This is a genomic window from Blautia marasmi, assembly GCF_900258535.1.
GTDB lineage: Bacteria > Bacillota > Clostridia > Lachnospirales > Lachnospiraceae > Blautia > Blautia hominis.
The window spans coordinates 2,535,000-2,552,401 of sequence record NZ_OIWX01000001.1 but is presented as its reverse complement, the minus strand read 5'-3'; the positions used below and the strand labels follow the sequence as shown (position 1 = coordinate 2,552,401).

General features: G+C 48.3%; 15 protein-coding genes. 4 read left to right on the top strand and 11 right to left on the bottom strand.

Features of this window, described 5'->3' with window-relative positions:
• Nucleotides 1–87 precede the first annotated feature (87 nt).
• The 5 genes from C6P39_RS11035 to C6P39_RS11015 form a co-directional block, all read right to left on the bottom strand.
• Entirely contained in the window at nucleotides 88–306 is a 219-nt protein-coding gene (locus tag C6P39_RS11035) for a protein pyrBI (RefSeq protein ID WP_095174924.1), read from the bottom strand.
• A gap of 349 nt (nucleotides 307–655) precedes the next feature.
• Nucleotides 656–1,885, bottom strand: coding sequence for a permease prefix domain 1-containing protein (locus tag C6P39_RS11030; RefSeq protein WP_104803821.1), 1,230 nt, complete (start codon nucleotides 1,883–1,885; stop codon nucleotides 656–658).
• Complete coding sequence (locus C6P39_RS11025; RefSeq protein ID WP_104803820.1) at nucleotides 1,872–2,222, bottom strand: PadR family transcriptional regulator; 351 nt, start codon at nucleotides 2,220–2,222, stop codon at nucleotides 1,872–1,874. The genes C6P39_RS11030 and C6P39_RS11025 overlap by 14 nt, the downstream gene beginning before the upstream one ends.
• 97 nt (nucleotides 2,223–2,319) lie before the next feature.
• Complete coding sequence (locus C6P39_RS27455) at nucleotides 2,320–2,511, bottom strand: hypothetical protein (protein WP_147737740.1); 192 nt, start codon at nucleotides 2,509–2,511, stop codon at nucleotides 2,320–2,322.
• 436 nt (nucleotides 2,512–2,947) lie between these two features.
• Entirely contained in the window at nucleotides 2,948–3,841 is an 894-nt protein-coding gene (locus C6P39_RS11015) for a helix-turn-helix domain-containing protein (RefSeq protein WP_104803818.1), read from the bottom strand.
• Between the two features lie 115 nt (nucleotides 3,842–3,956).
• On the opposite strand from C6P39_RS11015, the gene C6P39_RS11010 reads away from it, so the two are divergent.
• Both C6P39_RS11010 and C6P39_RS28470 read left to right on the top strand, forming a co-directional pair.
• Nucleotides 3,957–5,297, top strand: coding sequence for an MATE family efflux transporter (locus C6P39_RS11010; RefSeq protein ID WP_158661535.1), 1,341 nt, complete (start codon nucleotides 3,957–3,959; stop codon nucleotides 5,295–5,297).
• Nucleotides 5,298–5,455: 158 nt separating this feature from the next.
• The gene (locus tag C6P39_RS28470; RefSeq protein WP_095174931.1) at nucleotides 5,456–6,064 is read left to right on the top strand and encodes a maltose acetyltransferase domain-containing protein; all 609 of its coding nucleotides are present in this window, start codon (nucleotides 5,456–5,458) and stop codon (nucleotides 6,062–6,064) included.
• Here C6P39_RS28470 and C6P39_RS11000 read toward each other — a convergent pair.
• From C6P39_RS11000 to C6P39_RS10980, 5 genes are read right to left on the bottom strand one after another with little or no spacing between them, the layout of a single operon-like run.
• A complete protein-coding gene (locus tag C6P39_RS11000) occupies nucleotides 6,000–7,043 on the bottom strand; it encodes an ABC transporter permease (RefSeq protein WP_104803816.1) in 1,044 nt (347 codons plus the stop codon). The genes C6P39_RS28470 and C6P39_RS11000 overlap by 65 nt on opposite strands.
• Nucleotides 7,040–8,524, bottom strand: a complete 1,485-nt coding sequence (locus tag C6P39_RS10995; RefSeq protein ID WP_104803815.1) for a putative HlyD family type I secretion protein — start codon at nucleotides 8,522–8,524, stop codon at nucleotides 7,040–7,042. Before C6P39_RS10995 ends, C6P39_RS11000 begins: the two co-directional genes overlap by 4 nt.
• A gap of 2 nt (nucleotides 8,525–8,526) precedes the next feature.
• A complete protein-coding gene (locus C6P39_RS10990; protein WP_104803814.1) occupies nucleotides 8,527–9,390 on the bottom strand; it encodes a carbohydrate ABC transporter permease in 864 nt (287 codons plus the stop codon).
• The gene (locus C6P39_RS10985; protein WP_242987014.1) at nucleotides 9,365–10,270 is read right to left on the bottom strand and encodes a carbohydrate ABC transporter permease; all 906 of its coding nucleotides are present in this window, start codon (nucleotides 10,268–10,270) and stop codon (nucleotides 9,365–9,367) included. Before C6P39_RS10985 ends, C6P39_RS10990 begins: the two co-directional genes overlap by 26 nt.
• Nucleotides 10,197–12,452 (bottom strand): ABC transporter substrate-binding protein, encoded by a 2,256-nt coding sequence (locus C6P39_RS10980; protein WP_104803812.1) that lies wholly within the window; start codon nucleotides 12,450–12,452, stop codon nucleotides 10,197–10,199. Before C6P39_RS10980 ends, C6P39_RS10985 begins: the two co-directional genes overlap by 74 nt.
• A gap of 395 nt (nucleotides 12,453–12,847) precedes the next feature.
• On the opposite strand from C6P39_RS10980, the gene C6P39_RS10975 reads away from it, so the two are divergent.
• Both C6P39_RS10975 and C6P39_RS10970 read left to right on the top strand, forming a co-directional pair.
• The gene (locus C6P39_RS10975; protein ID WP_104803811.1) at nucleotides 12,848–13,528 is read left to right on the top strand and encodes a response regulator transcription factor; all 681 of its coding nucleotides are present in this window, start codon (nucleotides 12,848–12,850) and stop codon (nucleotides 13,526–13,528) included.
• Nucleotides 13,522–14,838, top strand: a complete 1,317-nt coding sequence (locus C6P39_RS10970; protein WP_104803810.1) for a sensor histidine kinase — start codon at nucleotides 13,522–13,524, stop codon at nucleotides 14,836–14,838. Before C6P39_RS10975 ends, C6P39_RS10970 begins: the two co-directional genes overlap by 7 nt.
• A 56-nt stretch (nucleotides 14,839–14,894) precedes the next feature.
• Here the strand turns inward: C6P39_RS10970 and C6P39_RS10965 are convergent, their stop codons facing one another.
• Nucleotides 14,895–17,402: a hybrid sensor histidine kinase/response regulator gene (locus tag C6P39_RS10965; RefSeq protein WP_158661534.1), complete on the bottom strand. Its 2,508-nt coding sequence runs from the start codon at nucleotides 17,400–17,402 to the stop codon at nucleotides 14,895–14,897.

Here is a 17,402-nt window from a genome sequence, read left to right as displayed (position 1 = left end):
ATACATCCCCGGCTGCTGTTCCGTAATCTGCAATTGAGTATAATACAATACGGCTGACACGCAGTCTGCCGTGTCAGCCGTTTTTCCTTACTCTAAATACTCACCTGTGTGGTAGGTATTATACTGTTTTCTGATCTTTACAGTAATAACACCATGACCGTTATCCTGGAAATCATCAATGACATACTTCGTATTCTTGGCATCCAGCTTTTTCAGGTACAAATCGTACTCTGCCTTCACTTCCTGGGATGTAAATGCCTCAAATTTGATGGTCTGAGATAAACATGCGCTTGTGATCCTCTTCATGGTAAACGACTTCCTTTTCTTTGATTTAATGTAACTGTTCAGTACCCTCACAGTCACAGACAAAAATCCATGCAAAATCGCCTTTGGCGATGGGATTTTTGCTTGGCCGTGATGCACTTTCTTACGGTCAGCGCAGTGAATGCGCAGACCTACTGAATAGTTACGATTTAATTTCATTTTACCACTCTAAAGATTTTCATGTAAGCATTTTTTCGTCAGTTATAACAATTTCAGCACATATAACAAGTATATTTTCGTCATTATTTGTGTATTTTGTACATATCCCATTTTGCCCCACTGAGTCATTCCTCTGACTAAACCATATATGGTATCTGAAGCCCATCCTCTGTCAGGCCGCTCTCTTAGTTGGCATCTCCGACTTTGGCAGGACTTTATCGTGTCTGTGCATATGGAGATATGTCCCCAAAAGAATATAATAGATGTAGACCGCACACCCGTTGCTGTATCTGTTTATAGAGAAAAACGGAAAATACACCTGGTTTGTATCACCAAATCCCATCATAGCCAGCACAGAGTTCAAAACCATCATAACAAATGCGACCAACACACAGGTACATGTAATATTGCAGTATTGGTTGGTCAGTTTTCTGATATCATGCAGCATCCACAGAAATACACCCGCTAAAAGCAGTATCACCAAAAGGATTCCCCAAATACCGGCACTGCCGAACATTCGCATCAGGATTCCCGGTGTGTCATCCAGCTCCATATATGCCCGTATACTGCGCATGACCAAGTGGTCTTTGAATCCTTTATATATGATTCCGACTCCAATGAGGGACAGCACCGCAGGAACACTCCAGATCTTTATGAGGAACTCCCGTCTCTTGATGTGAAACCAGCCTCTTCGCACTGCAATTGTGAGAATCAATACATGGGTCAATATGATTAAAAATGTATAAAAAAATTCCCCTGAAATTACGCTGAAGAGACACACGAGCCCGGCAATACCCAAAAGCCGGTGTACTTCACCATATCCCCCTCTCCGATAATAGAAGGTCAGCACCCCAAAACCTGCGGCTGTACTGAACAGCATACTCTGATATGCGGTGTCTGTAAAATAAAACCCGGTGTCCTTGATGGGGCCGTTGAAAATACTCAGCACTAAAAACACACCGCTGAGTATAAAAAAGAGCAGCCAAAGCTGATATGGCCTGGAAAAATATTCTTCCCTGTACTTTCCAAAAGCAAACAACAGCAGGAAGAAAATCCCCATTCCCCGCCACATGATCAGATTCCTTACCATCACATCACTCATACTGCTGCCAAAATACGCGATCATCAGAACTATGATCAGCAGATCGAGCCCTATAAAAAACAGCAGAAGCTTCACATCCAGCCGTGTCCTGTGCACCTTATCAAGCGCTATCCCCGTCTCCACCGGGTCACCCATCTCTTTTACTGCTCTTTCCACTGCTTCTTCCCGGCTCATCCCCTTTTTTTGAAAATATTCCGTATCCTCCTCCATATGCCCCAACAGTTCCAGTCTGATATCCTCCCAGATACTTTTACAGTGGATCTGCTCTTCCACAAGTTTCAGATATTCATGAACCTTCATAGGCCGGCCCTCCCAGTACGCGTCTGACTGCCGTCTCGTATGTCTCCCACTCTTCCTTTTTCCCGTCCAGATGTTTGTGGCCTTTTTTTGTGATCCTGTAGTATTTCCTGATCTTACCATCGGCTTCCTTCTCATAGGATTCCAGAAATCCCTTATCCTCCAGCCCGTGTAGAAGAGGATAAAGCGTTCCTGCCTTCAATTCAAATACATTCTGAGATCTGTCCCTCAATGTCTCTATCATTTCATATCCATACATTTCCCGCTCTGAGAGAAGCTGAAGGAGCAGAAGTGTTGTGCTGCCTGACAGCAGACTTTTATCCAATTTGTTTGATTCCATCACGTTTCCTCCTTTCTGACAGTGCTGCCCTTCTCAGTGCGGAGAACAGCAGCAGCGGCTGTATTACGGTTCACAGGCTGTCTCCCATTCCAAATATTCATTTTCTGAACAAGGTACTGATCAATGCGATCACAAATATAGGGACCCACACAAAACAGATACCGCATAATACCCGCATTCCGAACGTCAAACCGGAATCTGCCAATAGCCCCATCCCTATGCCAGCCGACAAAAAGCTGAAGCATAAGGCTGCAATACTCAGTATGATCTTTCCTCTCCTGGTTTTCAAAACATCAACCCCCTTCTAAAAACTCCGGACTAAATTAAAGTCCTGATCATGTCTCCAATATCCACTATATAGATTATCTATATATCGTTCATCTATATAATACTACCATTCCCTTCCTCTGTAAAGACCTTCTGTCAGCTTTTTTCATAATATATGTTACTACTCGTATCAGTTCAGACAGGTCTGCGCATTTACTGCGCTGACCGTATAAAAAAGTAGTGCCAGCTTTATCCAGCCCATCGCGAAGCGATTTCTAAGGGCTGGATGCGTAACGGTTCGGCTTGTCTGAACTGTTACTACTACTCACAGCTCTGCAAAAAACACAGTTCTGTAAACAGTAACACACTTTGCGATGCACAGATATGGAGCATTCTGCCCCATATCTTGCTGGCTGCCTCGGGATCTTCATGCGCGCCAATGCTTTGCCAGGCATTTTTTATTTCAGTCTGTTTTTCCTGTATCCCAGCGGTGTATCCCCCATTTTCTTTTTAAATTCCGTAATGAAATAGCTGACCGTACTGAATCCCGTCATCTCCGCCACCTCCGAAATGTTTAAATCTTTCTTATCCAAGAGCTCCATGCTCCGTGACAGCCGGTATTCCAGCAGATACTCCCATGGTGTCATATGTACCATCTTTTTAAAAAACCGGCAGCACTCCCCTTTGCTGATATGCGCAGAAGCCGCTAGCTGATCCAGTGTGAATTTCTCCCTGTAATGTTCATGCAGAAAGTTAAGGAGCACTGCTGTCCGCTGCTGCTCCTGTTGGCTGCAGTCAACTTTCCCGCTGCTGTCGGACAAATTTTCACATAAAGACAGCCATAACCGCTGCAAATGCGTACATATACACAGCTCCCTATGTTCCGAAATCTCCTTGAACCCGGCAAACAGGCTTTCCAAATGCGCCGCTGCCTCCCGCTCCCAGGATTTCCCCGTATCCGCAAAATGATAAAAAGGCTGCGCTGCTGCAAATGTCCTGTAATATTTCTCATAAAAATAACTGCCTTTATACCCATACAGCAGAACCGGGTCAAAAATAACGGTACGGTATCTGGCTATCTTCCCTGTCCCCTTCTTTACCATGTGGAGTGCATGAGGCAGGATCAAAAATACGTCTCCTGCCCGCAGGCTGATCTTCTTCTCCAAAACCTGTACCTCAGCCTCCCCCTCCAGGATTTGGGAAATCTCCACTTCCCTCTGCTTGTGCCAGTTCACAAAATTGTTGGCATACTCATCCAGATCATCATAGAAGATTTCCGCGGGAAAAGAATAGGTGCCAAATGAAAGCGTAGAACAAAGCTCTTTGTCGACCGGAATACATTTCTCTGCCATACATATCCTCTTTTCATCAATATTTTGTAATATTTTATAGATATTTTTAAAGCTTTTTGCAATAAAAGTTAATATAATTATATCTATAAACGTATATCTGCACAAGGAGACAACATTGAAAATAAAAGATGATTTTCTCAAATCCCTGATCTTTATTACTTTTCCAATTGTATTGCAGAGCCTGCTTACCACAGCTGTGGGTTCGGCTGATGTTTTAATGCTTAGTTATGTCAACCAGACGTCCCTCTCTGCCGTTTCCCTTGCCAATCAGGTACAATTTGTCCTGAATCTGGTGTATGTAGGGCTGCGGACAGGGACCACTGCCATGACTGCCCAGTATTGGGGAAAACATGACACTGCCTCCATCCGCCGGCTCACCCTGGTTGTACTCCGTTTTTCCATGGGTGTCTCTCTGCTCTTTTTCGTTCTGGCCTTTTTTATGCCTACACAGCTTATGCATATCTTTACCTCAGAGCCGGATCTGATACAAACAGGGGCCCAGTATCTGCGGATCATAGCTTTCGCCTATCTCTTTATGGGCATGTCGCAGATTTACCTGTGCATTCTGAAATCCATCCAGCAGGTGGGAAGAAGCGCTGCCATTGGTTCTGTCACACTGACTGCCAATGTTTTCTTAAATGCTGTATTTATCTTCGGTCTATTCGGTTTTCCAAAACTTGGTGTGACCGGAGTTGCCATAGCCACCGTCATTTCCAGGGCAGCGGAGCTGGGCCTGTGCGCGCTGGATGCAGGTATGATCAAGAAAATACATCTTACGCGGGATGATTTTCACGATGCGGGCAGTGTTCTCACAAAGAATTTTCTCCGCTATTCCCTTCCTGTCACTGCGGAAGGCTTTGTATGGGGCGGTGCCACTGCTGTCCTCTCTGCTATTATGGGACATCTTGGCTCTGATATCGTGGCCGCCAACTCTGTGGCTTCCGTAGTACAGGGACTTGCCACAGTGGTATGTTTCGGTTTTGCGGAGGGCGGTGCTGTGCTGCTGGGCAAAGAGCTGGGACGGAGTAATTATAAAAAGGCTGAGACGGATGCCTCAAAGCTTATGAAGGCTGCCCTGATAAGCGGCCTGGCCGGTGCTGTGCTCATGCTTCTTTTGAAGCCTCTGGTGACAGGAATCGTCCGCCTCTCCCCCCAGGCCCTGACAGACCTGAACAGCATGTATCTGCTGCTGGCTTTAAACGCCGTACTTTCCTCTTTCACCAACACGGCCATCTGCGGCATTTTCTGTGCCGGAGGAGATACGAAGTTTGGTCTGTACTGTGATTTTTTTGTAATGTGGTGTTATTCCGTACTGATTGGACTGTTTCTGGGATTCGTCTGGAAGCTCCCTCCGGTAACGGTTTACATAATAATGAACCTGCATGAGCTGGTCAAGACGCCATTCGTCCTGAAACATTATAAGGGCAAAAAATGGCTGAAGAATATAACTATTTAACAGTTCAGACAAGCTGAACCGTTACACATCCAGCCATTAAAAATCGCTTCGCGATGGGCTGGATAAAGCTGGCACTACTTCTTCATACGGTCAGCGCAGTAAATGCGCAGACCTGTCTGAACTGTTACAACTATTTAACAACAAGGAGGATATATCCCATGACAATGGAAGAAAGAAAAGCAAAAGGACTGCTGTGGACAGATACCCCGGAGGCCATGGCTGCCCAGGCAAGAGCGCGGGGGCTGGCCTATGATTTTAACCACACCAGACCCGACGAAAAAGAGAAGAGGATGGCTTTGCTGCCGGAAATCTTTGGTTCTGTAGGGAAGGATGTATGGATTGAACCGCCCCTCACCCTGGCATTCGGAAAAACGGTTTCCATCGGAGACAACACATACATCAACTCCAATCTGACTTTAGTGGATGACTATAAGATAACAATAGGCAAAGGCGTACTCTTTGCCCCCAATGTCACCATAAGCACAACAGGACATCCTGTGCATTATAAACTCCGCCCCCACGGGGAAATGTATTCCTTCCCTGTCACCATCGGTGATGACGTATGGATTGGAAGCGGCGTGATCATCATGCCTGGGGTTACCATTGGGGACCACTCCGTCATTGGTGCCGGAAGTATTGTAACAAAAGATATTCCCGCAGACTGCATTGCTGTGGGAAACCCATGCAAAGTGCTGCGGGAGATCACGGATGACGATTTGATCTACTATTATAAAAACCGAAGGGTGGACGAGGAAACTTCAGAATGATCACCGAACACACACTGCCTGCCAGCATACAGCCTGCTGTCCCAAGCAGCATATCCCTGTCACGGTAGTCAAGGGCCTGGGTTATGAGTCCTTTCATATCCCCGGCCTTTTCTGCTGCCAGTCTGGAAAAGAAAGAAAAGTCTGACCAGGCTCCGGGTATATAATCATCAGAAAAATGAAAACTCAGCAGCACTAAAACGCCAATCCCTCCAATCACCAGCACAGGAAAGCAGATACTGCAAAGTTCCTTTATCCAGTCCTTCCATGCTGCATTACGGTAAACACGGCGAAGCCCGGCAGCGGACCTGGCAAATAAAACCCACAGGGGGGCCATGAGGAACAATCCCCCCAGCCCGCTGAACAAATCCCCTTCTGCTCTTACATCCGCAGTTCCCGGAAGCAGTCCCAAGAGCATCTGCTCCGCGCTGGATGCCGGCATATTTCTATACTGCACCTGTACCCTGCTGTATAAAGTGCCGCTCCCTCCCTGTATGATGCAGACAGCCTCACTGCTGTCCAAAATCCCTCTGACCTGATATTGTTTTCCTGATACTTGTATCATTCCCCCCGTTTCATCCAGATTGAGCTTCTGTGCAAGTGTTTTACTGACCACACATCCGGTATTGTCACCGTCACTCACCAGACTTCCCTCGCACAGTTTTCCGGGCATGATCAAATTCATATTCCCCGCTGCCTTGATCAGCTGTACCTTTGCGCTCTGTCCCAGAGACGTATTGACTGCGTTTACCTCCTCAGGCGCTTTCCACAGTGTCATATCCTTTATATATTTTCTTTCATCTTCTCCGGCATTCTGCCACCAGGTCTCCATCTGTTCCCTGGTCACATATGTGCTGCGGTACACAAGTCCCAGTTCCCCTGCTGCGTGTTTCCTCAGACTGCTGTAACAGGAGATCCCCACTCCCGCAAAGAATATCAAAACGAAGATCACCAGAAGAACGTTCATCTCTTTTTTTCTCACTCTAACCGTACCTGATTTCCCTCCTCCACATATTTACTGGATTCTGTTATGATAAGGCTTTTACCGCTTAAAGCTGACTTTACGGCAGCGTATTTATCATCTTTATCCAAAACTGTTACCGGTACAGACACGGCAGTGTAAACCTGTCCCAGAATCCCATCTCTTACCTCTGCAGTCAGTACATAAGTCTGTCCCTGTACCTGATGCAGACTGCCAAGTGGTATCACCTGCTCATAAGAACCTGACTCCCTGCTTGCTTCATAAGTAAAGGATGTGCCGGTTTTTAACTGCTTTTCACCCACCTGTCCATACCAGACCATTCCGCCTGTATCTGCCTGGTCTGCTCCTTCCTGGGATGGCGTCTCCTGGCCAGAGACCTGTTCAAATCTCTCTGCCTTAACTTCCAATGCCTCTGTATTTCCCGAAAGCTTTACGTTTATTTTATCGCCTTCCTGTATTTTCCCCACATCCGCCTGATCAATAAATCCTTTTACCTCTGCGGCCTGTGATGCGATGACAATCTGTTCTGTCCCCGCAGTCACAGCACCCTCTGTCACACCTGCAGATTGGAAAATACCGGCGGCTGCCGCACTTACGATCCCCTCCGCATTCTGAATATCTGTCAGTTTCTTAAGTGCTGCCTCAGCGCCTTCCATATCTACCTGTATCCCCTCCACCGTGAGGGAGTTTGATCTTTTCTTTTTTTCCTCATTCTGCTGTGCATTTGCCTCATTTTGGCTGGCTAAATTGTACTGCTCCACTGCCTGGTTATAAGAAATGGCCTGGCTGTTTAATGTGTCTGCAGCACTCTGCATTTTATCTTTTGCAGCCTGTACCTCCTGCTCCCACTGTTCATATTCCCCAGCCCCGGAAGCATTGCCACTTTGGGGTGTTTCCCCCGCTGTATCGGAACCTTCTCCCTGGTCATCGGACAGGCCGCTGTCCTGTGCCTGACCACTGTCCTGTGCCTGGCCGCTGTCCGCTGCCGGAGGATCATTTGCCAGACTCTCATACTCTGCTGCTGCCTGATCATAATCTGCCTGGGCCTGTTGCAGCAGTATTTCCGCATTGTTCAAGGCGATCTGTGCCTGAGCCGTCTCCGGCGTGCGGGCATCCTCCTGTCCGGCCAGCTTCTGCTGTTCAAGCTGCAGTTTCAGCTTTTCTATCTCCCTGTTCTTTTCCTCTATTTTTTCTGCCAGATAATCCATATCCAACTGTACCAGCGCCTGGCCTGCCTCCACTGCGGTCTGAGGTTTCACAAGAATTTTCTTCACCTTCTGTCCCTCCGGCAGAGACTGGCTGTACTGCTCTTTCGGCGTTACCGTTCCGCTGCCTGTCACAAGCTGGGTCAGCACCCCTTTCCCCACCTTGGTAGTCTTTACCTTGGCAACCGTTATGGAGGAGGCTGTCCTTGCAGCCACAGTACAGCACAGCATCAGCACTAAAAAATATATTACTGCTTTTCCCGCTTTTTTTCTCATAACTACTCCTTTAATCCCGATGCCACGATCCCCTGCTCCAAATATTCCTGTCCCCATAAAAAAATAAGTACCGCCGGCAGCATCATCACAATGGACGCTGCAAAGGAACTCCCCATCTGGTCCGTAGTGATCTGCGGAAGATAGAGGGAAAGAGGCAGCTTTGATTTTGTCTTCAGAAATGTCATGGGTGCCTCAATGGCATTCCAGTATTCCAGAAAATTAAGCAGCACTGACGCCATAATGCCGGGCAGCCCCAGCGGCACCCCCACATGCAGAAAAATCCTAAACTGTCCGGCCCCGTCCACCATGGCTGCCTCCACAAGGGCATCCGGGATGGAACGAAAGAACTTCTGCATGATAAATACGGGAAATGCCGAGAAGATCCCTGGCAGGATGATTGCCAGGTGGGTATCCATAAGAGACAGTTCCGAAAGTACCAGATAACTGGATACCATGGTAACCTGGAAAGGCATGATCATCAAAATCATATATAATAAAAATAATATCCTGCGTCCCCGAAAACGGTACCTGCCAAACGCCCACGCTGCCGGCATGCCGATCAGCACCTGTCCGATCAGAATAGGCACCACCTGCTTAACGGAATTCCAGAACATAACAAAGAAATCCGGCGAATCCAGCAGAAGTTCCACATATGGCTTCAGGGTTGGATAAACGGGAAGCAGTTCCAAACGGACCGCTTCCGTACCTCCTCCCAATACCCCTCCGTAAGATGCTTTCAGCTCCTCAGCCCCCATAAAAGAATTGGGGAACATGACAAGCACAGGTACCCAGAACAGAAGGCAGAATATGGTCAGCACTGCTGTTCGCACTGTCTTTTTCTTATCCACGGTCCTCCTGCCTTTCATTCCACCATTCCACCAATACCAGGATCACACTCACTGCAATTGCCATCAAAACCGCTGCAGCACTCATTTTTTGTATATCCAGCTTTGTAAACCAGTTGTTGAACAAATGCTGCAGCATATATATACTTTCATGGGGATAATCCCCTGCGATCAGATACGCCTCCCGGAACACCCGGAACGCATTCACAAAGGACAGGACCCCAATGAGAAAGACACTGCTTTTCATCTGCGGCAGCGTAATATACCGAAAGCACTGAAATGCACCGGCGCCGCTGACTCTGGCCGCCTCGTACTGTTCCTCCCCAATAGCGGACAAAGCTGCGATCCACAGTACAATATCGTACCCCATATTTTTCCATAAGTAAGAACCCACCAAGATCCAAAAAGCGTACCCTGTATTCATCCAGTCCTGCCCTGTCAGATGCAGTGTTTCCAAGATCTGATTGACCACGCCCTTCTGGTCAAACAAAAGTTTCCAGAAGACAACAACCGACGCCACAGGGATTGCCATGGGCAGGAGAAATCCTGCCCGCAGTATCTTGGCAAACCCGGTGATACTGTTTAGGAAAATAGCAGCCAGAAATGACAATCCCAGAAGCAGAGGCAGGCAGATGCAGAGAAAACGCACCGTATTGCCAAGGGCCTGCCTAAAGGCACTGTTTTCCAGTACCTGCCTGTAATTATCCACCCCTACAAACAGTCCTCCCACTGCCTGGTAAAAGGAACGGCGTATCACATCCCCGAAAGGCAGAAGGACGAAGACCAGCAGACCCAGCAGACTGGGAGCCAGAAATGCATATGCTGTTTTATTCTGACAAATAGGTGTCCATTTTCTGGACAATGGCTTTTGCCGCTTCCGCAGATGTCTCTGTACCCTCATAACATTTCTCCATTTCCTCCAGGACCGTGTCAAAGAGTGTCTGGTTCGGAACAAACGGAGCATCCAGCGTGCGGATCAGATCCAGATAGGTCTGCACCGACTGTCCGTCAGCATTTCCATACTCATCCATGACATCCTCCCCTGTTTTTGGATCTTTATAGGAACTGCTAACCTTATCTTTCTGTGCTGCGTCCGTGTCTGCATATGCTATCATATTATTGAACGCACTCTCCGTAACAGGAAAACCGTCCCAGGTCTCACTGCCCTGCACATCATCAGACATCAGTGCTTTGATAAACAGTTCAGCCGTTTCCTGCTGTTTGGTTGACGCATTGATCCCTGCTATTGTATATGGAACATAGTAATTTTTGACTGCCTTTGGTTCGATTCCCGCTTTCTTGATACTATAGACCGGATACATCATACTGCTGTATCCCTGCAGCTCACATAACGTCACGTTCCCGTCTTCATAGCCGGTAAAATATCCTGCAGAGAAATATATATTCCGATCCTCCGTGTCTCCAGGATCATATCCATAAGCTTCTTCCAGACTCTGTGTATCCATGTTTTTGCAGATCTGCAGATAGTCATCTATAAACTCTGCCATCTTCTCTTCATCAATGCTTCCATCCTCTTTTACAAGTTCCTCATACATGACAGCAAGTAAAGTCTCTGCAGCATTGGTGTGTACGGTATCTCCCAGTACCTGCGCCTCCGGATTTTCACCCAGGTAAGAAGTCAGTGCCTCAATACTCTCAAGCACCTTGCCGCTGTCATCCTTGGAAGCCATGACCGGCAGTCCCATACGGGCCGGAAGTCCGTAAACCTTTCCGTCTCTTTCCATAGCTGCTGCCACATTCTCCAGCATACCGCCGTCTTCTACCAGCTCCTCTTTCAGGCTGCTGATGTCCGCAAGAACTCCTTTTTCTATGTAGGAATCCACCGGCAGACTATCTAAGATCAACACATCGGCTCCGTTTCCGCCCAAAAGTTCTGTATTCAGATTGCGGATATCATCGGAGCTTGGTTTTTCGTATTCTCCCACTGCATAGCTGTAATCTACCCTTACGTCAGGATTCTGGGTCTGGAACAGACTGATGGCCTGCTGTACGGTCTTATTTTCTTTTAGCCCATAGACCGTAAGCGTGTTATCCGCTGAGACCGGCATATCCTTATTGTAAGTATAGCGGGCCATGAACAGGCCTCCTTTATCGTACTCATTATATAGAGCATAAAACTCATCATCATCCCCGCTAAAGAATGATACAACGCTAATTCCCGTAGCTCCCATCTTTCCATAGGAACCGTCAAGCAGGGTCTCCATAAGATCCCCTGTCTCCTGGAAACGTACAATCCCGCCTTCCGTCAGACAGTACCATGTTCCGTCGGCACCTGGGGCAAGGTTAAAGGATTCTCCTTTTTTTGTAAGCGCTGCACTGCCTGTCTCCGAATAATCATCTGTGTTATAAAAAGTAATACTTTTTCCATCTTTTGCTGTCACAGCCAGCCTGTTTTGTGAGGTGCCGATGGTGTTCTGAAAGTTTGACATCATTGGTTCCATATCAGCAGAGAAGACTTTTTCTCCATCCTTATAGATTTCGGCTTGTCCTGTACTGCCGTTTGCCACACACAGACTTCCGTCTGCCAGTGCGTCCACATCAGTAACATTAGCAGCATAACCATTTTCATCAGCCTTTGTAAGGTTTTCAGGGGTAACATCTTCCCATGTATCGCTATCCTGGGTATTCTTAAATATATGCCCTCCATAGGGCATCGCTTCCGTTGGGTTTGTCGGTGTCCCCATTGCGTACACACTCCCATCCTGCCCATACCCCAGATAATTCAGAAAAAAATCAGAGCCCATGGCAGTCAATCCCGCGTCCTCCTGGGCCTCTGACCATTGTCCATCCTGATATTGATAGGAATAATATTTTGTACCCGAATCCTGGCTGGCGCCCGAAGTATACAAATGGAGTATCCCATCCTTTTTATATGCACCCAGAGGGGTTTCCCCGTCCTGTACAGGCGGCTTTAAATCCTCTTCCACATAGCGCCCCATAGCTTTTTCCTGGTCATCTTTCTTTCCGCTGCCTGTTTCCTTTTTTTGGTCTCCGCATCCGGACATCAGTCCTGCAGCCAGTACAAGACCCATCCCTGCGGCCAGTATTTTTCTCCATTTCATTTATGATAACTCCTCTCTGCCGGTGCTTCCGGCCCCTTCATCTACCAGAATACCAGGAAAATCTCAAAAAGACTTTTAAGAACCCCAGGAATTTTTAAAGATTTTTTTGAGAAATGAATGGTATAATAATGGTAACTATTCAGTAGGTCTGCCCATTCACTGCGCTGACCGTAAAAAAGCATTCCGCAGCCAAGCAAAAATCCTATCGCCAAAGGCGATTCTGCATGGATCTTTGCCTGTAACTGTGAAGGTACTGAACAGTTACTAATAATGTTATTGTTGGCAGAACTGCGCTTTTTGCGGGTCTTTGAATAGTAATATACCAATTGCAGCAAGATAAAAATGTATGTAATAATGGAAAATGATTGCTGCAATATAGAAAGGAATTATTTTTAATGCGGATTTTATTGATAGAGGATGACCAGGAACTTTGCCATGTGCTGAAAATTTCTTTAGAAAAAGCGGGATACCAGACAGATATCTGCCTGACCGGAGCAGACGCGCTCTATTATGCCCTGCAGCCTGTCTATAACTTGATCATTTTAGACCGTATGCTGCCGGGAATGGATGGGCTGTCTCTTTTAAAACTCATAAGGAGCAATGAGATCACAACCCCTGTCATCCTGGCAACAGCCATAGATGCGGTGCCGGAGAGGATTGCAGGGTTGGACTGCGGAGCCGATGATTATATTGTAAAGCCATATGATATTGAAGAACTGATGGCTCGTATCCGTGCACTGGTCAGACGCCCCCAGCCGATTGAAGACCATCAGAATATGGAATACGGGGATTTGATATTCAATACCACAACACTGAAGCTGACCTGCGGGGCCTATACCCAGCAGCTTTCCCGCAGGGAATCCATGCTGATGGAGTATTTTATGCAGAACCCGGAGCAGACTATTTCCAGGCAAATGCTGTATTCCAGGGTATGGGGACCTGACGGGGAGGTGGAGGACGGAAATCTGGATACTTATATTTATTATCTCCGCAAAATACTGAAAAAACTGAAAAGCCGTGTCCAGGTCGCAACCGCACACGGCATCGGTTACCGATTGGAGTGTCCGCCATGCTGACTACCTTCCGCAGACGTCTGACCCTGCTCTTTGCAGGAACCACCAGCCTGATCCTGACTGTCATTTTCCTGATCGTCTGGGTATACCAGAACCATCTGTACCAGGCCCAGCAGGAAAACCTGTTCCAGAACTATCTGCTGGAACTCTCCAATAAACTGGAGGCAGATATCAATTTCTCAGACAACTGGCTCGCTGTGATGGAGGCAGACAATAAGCTGATCATTCATATAGAAGAAAATACTATCCCCCTGTTTTTTCCCGGTTCCTGGGAACCCGCCACCAGCCGGCAAACACTGATTGAAAAGGCTAAGAAGCAGGCATTGAATGAAAACGTGGATATCAGCCGCCGTCCGCTCTCCAACTCCATGCAGAAGACTTCCGTAATGCATATCCAAGGAGAAGTTGGGGACACCTATCAGGCAATCGTCATACAGATGCCCGGCAGCAGCGTTTACAAATCCCTGGTGCTGCTGCAGGATATCACAGAACTGGGGGAAAAGAGCCTTTCCCTTGGAGTCTTCTTTTTACTGCTGGACCTGGCCGGATTCGCGGCCCTTTATCTGACTGCCCGGCTGATTCTCGGGCGTGCTATGAAGCCTATTGCGGAATACCAGCAGAGACAGACAGACTTTATATCCGCCGCCTCCCATGAACTCCGTTCTCCCCTGTCTGTCATCCAGACCAGCGCCTCTGTCATAGAGGAGAATCCTGAGCAGGCAGCCTCCATGTCAGGCATTATACGGCGGGAATGCAGCCGGGCGGGAAAACTCATCCGTGACCTGCTGCTTCTGGCCTCCTCAGAATCGGGAACCCTCACAAAAAAACTGGAGGAAGTGGAGGCAGATGCCCTGCTGCTCAGGCTCTTTGAATCCTTCGAGACTGTCTGCCGGCAAAAGGGCATTTCCCTGCAGCTTCATATGCCGGATGACATCCTGCCCCCTGTTCTCTCTGATCCGGCGTACTTATACCAGCTATTATCCATCCTGCTGGAAAATGCCATGACTTATGGAAAACCCCTGTCAGGGGAGAAACCTGTGATCGAGCTGGCAGCCTGTCAGTCCGGACGCCACATCACCTTATCCGTCACAGACCATGGACCGGGCATCCCGGATGACCAAAAAGAGGCTGTATTCCGTCGTTTTTACAAAACAGACCCCTCCCGCAGCAAGAAAGAACACTTCGGACTGGGGCTGTCCATTGCCAGTGAACTGGCCCATCAGTTAAAATGCCGTCTGATACTGCTGGATACTCCCGGCGGCGGCGCATGTTTTCAGATAAAACTCACAAAAACGGGAACCGGCAATCCCTAAAAGGTGCATCACACACCGAAATGCCGGTTCCCGTTTTTCCGCGCCCGTTTGGCTGCTTAGCAAGATCCATGAGATTCCTCATGCAGGCCATGTTGTTCTGCTCTTCTACGGTCATTCACAGGAGCCAGCCATTTTTCCAAAATCTCATTGAGTTTTTGTATCATAATGGGCTTTGCCAGAAAGCCGCTGAAGCCTTGGGCCTGGAACATAGCCTGGGCACTGCTGGAAGCGTTGGCCGTAAGCGCCACCACAGGAACACTGCGGCCGCGCTGGTCCGGCAGGGTGCGTATCTTTTTCAGCGCCTCCGTGCCGTCCATACCGGGCATCATGTGGTCCATGAAGACTAGATCATATGTCCGGGCCAAAACAGCATCCACTGCCTCCTGGCCGGAGTGCACACAGTCCACCTGCATTCCGTAAGGCTTCATCAGCTCCTCCGCAATCTCCAGGTTCAAAGCATTGTCATCCACCAGCAGAACCCTGGTATACGGATAACCGGAAAGGCTGTCCGGTGACGGCGCTGCCCCGGATGCAGGTCCGGTTTCTGCCAGCTTTTTCAGTAATGCCGGGCACTGTATCCCAAAGAGGGGCACAAACACAGTCAGATCCTGTGCCTGCTCTGACATCAGTGTATGTTCCTGTATTTTCAGCAGGGTTATCACAAATACACCCTCCGGTACCTTCCTGTGTGCCAGTCCGAGGACCGTGTTCCTGTCTGCCATGGCATATGGATACCTTCCGCTCTCCAACTCCTGTTCAAACTCTTCATATACCGCGCAGATCTTGTAGGGCACCTGCATACAGTTCAGACAGCCGGCATAATATTCCTCCATAAAAGGCTCCTCGTCTAATATGAGTACGCCCTTGTCCCTTGGATACTCCTGCTCCATAAGAGGCCTTCCGCCCCCATCCCTCTGCATGATACTGGCTGTAAACTCAGAGCCTTTTCCATATTCGCTCTCCACCCGGATCTCTCCGTCCATCATCCTGCACAGAGCACCGGTGATCACAAGACCCAATCCTGTGCCTTCCCCGCTGCGGCTGTATTTGCTGTCGATCTGGCTGAAGCTGATGAATAGCTTGTCCATATCCTGTTTTCTGATACCGATCCCCGTGTCCTCCACTTTCATGGTAACCCGGGTCCTGTCGCCCTCCCGGCGGCAGCGGATCGTAAGCCGTATGTACCCCTTTTCTGTAAATTTCACGGCATTTCCCACCAGATTCACTAAGATCTGTCTGACACGCGTAGCGTCCCCTGTAAGGCAGGCCGGCACGGATCGGTCCACATCGATCAAAAAGCGGACCGGCTTATCCTCCAGTTTTATGGCAGCCATATACATCAGGTCATAGAGGATTTCCTCTGGTTTATATGCCTCACTTTGAATCGTAAATTTCCCGGACTCTATTTTAGAAAAATCCAGAACATCATTGATGATGGCCAGCAGTCCTTTTCCCGAATTCAGGATACTGCGCACATACTCCTTCTGTTTCTCGTTCAGCGCGCTGCGCATCAAAAGCTCTCCCATGCCCACAATGGCATTCATGGGGGTCCGTATCTCATGGCTGATATTAGCAAGAAACTCTGACTTTGTCTCTGCCGCATGTCTCTGGCTCTGTGATACCGCCCACAGTACAGCCGCTGCTGCGAGAAGTGCCAGGAACACGATCCCGGCTGCAACACTGATCGCTGCCAGTTCCCTGGTCAGAAGGTCTGTCTTGGCAGTAATGGCCTCTTTGGAGACAATATTGACAACTGTCCAGCCATTCATCCCCAGAGGACAATAATAAGCATACCGGCTGGTCCCCAGCTGCTCATACAGGATCATGCCGGACTTCCCCGCCCTCATATCCGCCTCTGTGCGGGAAAGACTTGCTCCCTCCTTGATCTTGGCATTCTGCAGGACACGGAAAAAATTGTTGTAATCCATACTCTTATTGTGAAGGACCAGATTGCCCTCTGTGTCTATGATATAGGAGTACCCTTCTCCCCCGTAGCTTTCTATTCCCAGCACTTCCTGAAGCCTGGATGCCTCCAGCATAGCAACCAGAACACCTGCCGGTTTCCCGGCCCCATCCTTAAAGGGGACGCTCATCATAATACCGGATACTGCCCGGTTTGTGAGGATGTGTCTGACAAGACCGCTGATCTTGCTCTCTCCCTTCATTGCCGACTGAAAATAAGCCTCATGGGAGATATCTCCGTCCCTGGAAGCTTCTGTGGCCCACAGCATGCCGTCCGCCTCCGCGTATCCCACATAGGCAAACTTATGTCTCTTTGCCATATCCTGCAGATAGGGCAGCCTTCTGTCCTCTGGTATGGCGAGCAGCGCATTTCCAGCTGTCTCCAGGGATACCTGGGTGTCCTGTACCACATTTTGTATATAAGATACAATATGGTCAGCAACCTCTGCCAGGTGTGCCTGGTTTTCCTCCTTGATGGTTTGGTCAAATTTTTTGATATAGCTGAAGGCAAAAGCTGAAAACAGCAAGATCACGGCCAGCAAGGCTGCCCCTATGGTCACAAATGTTATCCTTTTCCGGATATCCGTCTTCTTATTCCCCAC